The organism is Nocardiopsis sp. TNDT3 (assembly GCF_003427465.1).
Classification (GTDB): domain Bacteria; phylum Actinomycetota; class Actinomycetes; order Streptosporangiales; family Streptosporangiaceae; genus Nocardiopsis; species Nocardiopsis dassonvillei.
In genome coordinates this window covers 1-4370 of the sequence record NZ_QPFC01001009.1, presented here as the reverse complement: position 1 = coordinate 4370, position 4370 = coordinate 1, and the positions used below count along the sequence as shown (strand labels likewise).

At 74.6% G+C, this 4370-nt stretch carries 3 protein-coding genes; 2 read left to right on the top strand and 1 reads right to left on the bottom strand.

The features are described from left to right. Positions 1 to 862, top strand: an 862-nt coding sequence (locus tag DQW06_RS22950; protein ID WP_304598544.1) for an SbcC/MukB-like Walker B domain-containing protein, incomplete at its 5' end; no start/stop codon positions are given. Positions 863 to 909: 47 nt separating this feature from the next. Continuing rightward, positions 910 to 1338, top strand: coding sequence for a hypothetical protein (locus tag DQW06_RS22945; RefSeq protein WP_013151679.1), 429 nt, complete (start codon positions 910 to 912; stop codon positions 1336 to 1338). Positions 1339 to 1749: 411 nt separating this feature from the next. Here the strand turns inward: DQW06_RS22945 and DQW06_RS22940 are convergent, their stop codons facing one another. Next, positions 1750 to 3945 (bottom strand): cytochrome c oxidase assembly protein, encoded by a 2196-nt coding sequence (locus tag DQW06_RS22940; RefSeq protein WP_117199288.1) that lies wholly within the window; start codon positions 3943 to 3945, stop codon positions 1750 to 1752. Positions 3946 to 4370 lie beyond the last annotated feature (425 nt).

The window sequence follows — 4370 nt, the reverse complement described above, 5'->3', positions numbered from 1 at the left end:
CGGGGTGTGGGAGGCCGCGCTGGACGAGGAGCGGCGCCGCGCGCTGCGCGAACGCGCCCGCTCCTTCGACGACGCCCTGGCCGCCGTCGAGGCGTCGCTGGCCGATCCGGAGCTGACCGCGGCCGGGGAGCTGCCCGTCCCCGACCTGGAGGAGCTGGCCCGCGCCGCGCGGACCGCGTCGGAGGCCGCCGACCGCGCGGTGGCCTGGCGGAGCATGCTGGAGGAGCGGGCGCGTCGGCTCGCCTCCCTGCGCGGGGAGCTGGACCTGCGGCTGAGGGACTGCGAACCGGCGCTGCGCCGCTACGCGGTGGCCGAGGGGCTGCGCGGCCTGACCGCCGGGACCTCCTCCGACAACGCCGACAACGTGCGTCTGTCGGCGTACGTTCTGGCGGCCCGCCTGGAGCAGGTGGTGGCCGCCGCCAACGACCGCCTGGTGACGATGTCGGACGGCCGGTACGAGCTGCGGTACACGGTGGACAAGGCCGCCGGGGACGGGCGCGCGCGTTCGGCCGGCGGCCTGGGCATGCGGGTGGTGGACGCCTGGACGGGTGTGGAGCGCGACCCGGCCACGCTCTCGGGCGGGGAGACGTTCTTCAGCTCGCTGGCGCTGGCCCTGGGGCTGGGCGACGTGGCCAGTGCCGAGGCGGGCGGCGCCGACATCGACACGCTGTTCGTGGACGAGGGGTTCGGCACGCTGGACGAGGACACCCTGGAGGAGGTGCTGGACGTCCTGGACCGGCTGCGGGACGGCGGCCGGGCGGTGGGTGTGGTGAGCCACGTCGCCGACCTGCGGCAGAGGGTGTCCACCCGGCTGAAGGTGGTCAAGACGGCGGCGGGCTCGCGGGTGGAGCACACCGGCTGAGCGCGCACGTCCACCCCGGATCCGGGCATCCGCGGTTCGGTGCGACAATGGCGAGCGTGAGTTCGCTGGTCAACATCGCCGTGTTCGGAGTCGTGGGCGCCATCCTGATGGCGGCCCTGCTCGGTCTGCTCCTCGTCGTCTCCGGGAGCTCGCGCGGGGCGTCGCCCCGGTCGCGGGCCGCGTTCGGGATCGCCTCCGTGGTGGTGCTGGTGGCGCTGCCGACGCTGGCCGCGGCCAACGCGCTGGCCGCCGGGTCCGGTTTCTGGGCGGGGTTCGCCGCGTCCGCCTGCGTCGCGGCCGTCGTGTCCGCGGTGAACGTGGTCATGCTGCCGATGGTGGCGCGCCGCCAGTCCTCGGGGGGCGGCCAGTCCGCGGTGTCCGCGCTGCGGCCCTCCCTGCCACTGCTGGCCGCGGCCCTGCTGGTCTGCCTGGCCCTGGGACTGGTGGGGGCCTCCGTGGCCGCCCTGGTCGTCTGACCCCGTACTCCTGCCTCCGCGCGCCCCGCGCCCTTGCGGTGCGGGGCGCTTCGCTGCGCCGGTAGACCCGTCGGTCCGCTCCCCCGGTCCGCGGCGCCTGCGCTGCGTGAGCCCGCTGGAGCCCACGACGACGGCCCGCTCGGCGGCCATGGCCGGGGACGCGGGACCTCGGCCGCCGATCGGCAGCGGAGGCCGGGGCGGAGCAGGACGTCGAAGCCCTGTGCCCCGACGGCGCGACAGACCCCGACCCAGTCCCCGGGCCCGTCCGCGAGCATGTCGGCTCCGAAACGGAATCCCCTCATAGGACCGGGCCGACACCACCGTGTGCCCCGGCGCCAGGGGTCGGCGTGCTCCGGTCGGGCCCGCGACGACGGCGGGGGCGCACCGGCCGGTGCGCCCCCGCGTGCGGGTTCAGCCGCCCTTGCCGGCGGCGGGGCCGGGGTCGTCGTCCCCGGACTCGGCCGCCGGTGCGCTCCGCGCCTTCGGCTCCTCACCGGTGCGCGGCGGCGCCTCCGGGGCCGCGGTGGCCGCGGCCGGGGCCCCGCCCCGCGAGCGGCGTTCGAGCTCGGCCAGGTAGGCGTTGTAGGCGTCCATGTCGGCGTCGTCGGAGCCGCCCCGGCGGCTGTGGCGCTCCCGGCGGCGCTCCTGCTTCTCGTCGTCGCGCGACCACTGCCGCACCAGCGCGATCATGACCAGCGCGGTGGGGATCTCGCCCAGCGCCCAGGCGACGCCGCCGCCCGCGTACTGGTCGGCGGCCTGGTCCTCCAGCCACGGGATGTCGAACTGGCCGTAGTAGTCCATCGCCAGGGGTTCGGACTGCATCATGATCGTGATGCCGAAGAAGGCGTGGAACCCCATCACCACCAGCAGCAGCAGGATGCGCAGCAGGAAGGGCACCTTCCTCGGCGCCGGGTCCACGCCCACGATGATCCAGTAGAAGAGGAAGCCCACCAGCAGGAAGTGCACGCCCATGAGCAGGTGGCCCAGGTGGTCGTTCATCAGCGTGCCGAACAGCGGCGTGAAGTACAGCGCGTAGGGGCCGAACACGAACAGCGGGGCAGCGATCGCCGGGTGCGTGACCAGCTTGGAGAAACGGCTGTTCAGGAACAGGTTGAGCCACTCGCGCGGTCCCCGGTCCCCGCGCCGCGCGGCGGGCTTGAGCGCCCGCAGGGCCAGGGTGATCGGCGCGCCCAGCACCAGCAGGATCGGGGTGAGCATCGACAGCACCATGTGCTGGATCATGTGCGTCGAGAACAGCACCATGGAGTAGGTCGCGAACCCGGTGAGCTGCGTGACCACGATCGTGAGCAGCCCGGCCGCGAAGGCCACCGTCCGCCCCACGGGCCAGGAGTCGCCCCGGCGCACCAGCCGGACCACGGCGCCCGCGTACAGCCCGCCCGCGACGACCACGATCATGATGAAGAACAGATCGGGGCGCCACAGGGTGAGCAGGGTCTGGGCGGTCATGGGCGGCGGAACGGGGAAGCCGAGGATGGCCGCGGCCGGATCCACGGTGCCCTCCAGCGGCGGGGGCGGCGCGGTGCGCCCCAGGCCGACGGACACGCCGATGACGGTGGCCATGATGAGCACCTCGGCCAGCGCCGCGCGCAGGAACAGCGGGCGCCGGAAGGCCTCGCCCGCCGGTCCCCGCGGGGCGCCCTCCAGGCGCTTGAAGACGAACTCGCGGTGCATGTAGCCGAACGCGCCCAGGACCCCGAACAGGATGACCTTGACCAGGATGATCAGGCCGTACTCGGTGGCGACGAGGTCCCCGATCGAGTACAGGCGGGCCAGCGCGCTGGCCGCGCCGCTGACGGCCACGCCGACGTAGGCCCACAGGGCCAGGCGGCTGAAGCGGTTGGCGGCCACCGACGGGTCCTGGGCGTCGCGGCGCAGAGCGTGGTAGGTCAGCGCGGCCACGCCGCCCACCCACACGCTGATGGAGATCACGTGCAGGGCCAGCCCGGTCACGGCCAGCTCGTGCGAGCCGGAGGAGGCCGAGTGGCCGGTCAGCGCGGGCGGCGTGGTGGCGGCCAGGGCCAGGACGAGCAGCCACAGGCCGCCGGTGGCGGTGGTGGCCGTGCGGCCGAACAGGGCGATGCCGGTCGTGAGCAGGACGACGAACATCAGCGCGATGCCGCCCGAGACCGACCCGGCGTAGGCCGTGACCTCGTCGACGCTGATCTGGCCGACCTTGCGGGCCAGGAACTCCGCGGCCTGGAAGTACAGGGTGAACACGGCGGCGAGGGCCCAGACCAGGCCCGCCCAGCTGGCCGCGCGCACGTAGGAGGTCGCCTGCGGGGAGAGCCTGCCCTTGTGGGAGGGCAGCAGGACCGCGGCGAGCAGCAGCAGGCCGATCGCCACGACCGCGGAGGCGTCCATGGTGACCTTGGCCAGCGGCAGGCCCCAGCGGACCGCCTCACCGGCGTCGGGCAGCCCCGGGATGACCTCGGGGAAGGCGGCTCCGCCGAGGACCAGGGTCAGGCTCAGGCCGGTCAGGCACAGGGCGGCGGCCGCGGCGGCGAAGAGGGGCGCCCGTCCCGTGCCCGGGGCGTCGTCATGGTGTTCCTTGAGGGGGGACTTCTGGTTCTGTGCGGGAGGAGCCACGCGCCACTCCGTCGTCGGTCTCGTTGCAACTGGCTGGTCAGCGCCCTTGGCCGTGTGACCGCCTCGCCGCTGTCCGGGACTTTTCCGGCAGGGGCCGCGCACGGAGGAACACCTCGACCAAGGTTAGTCCGTCTACTACACAGTGTCGGACTTGGGCGTCCCCGTACACCCCCGCTGGCGGATCCGGGGCGCCCGCGCAGGTGGGGACGGGCCCGGCCGGGGCGGTCGGGAGGGCGGTCACGGGAGGTGGGCGGCGGTGCCCCCGCCCGTCCGGCGGGGCGGCGGCGCCGGGGCCGGGATGTCGGATTCCCCCCTTGCGGAAGGGCTCTTCGCGATACGCTCGTATCCGGTCGAGACGACGGTTTCCCCGCCTTCGGCGTCCGGCCTCCCCTCCCGTGCCGCGGTCGCCCGCGGCGCCTCTCAGC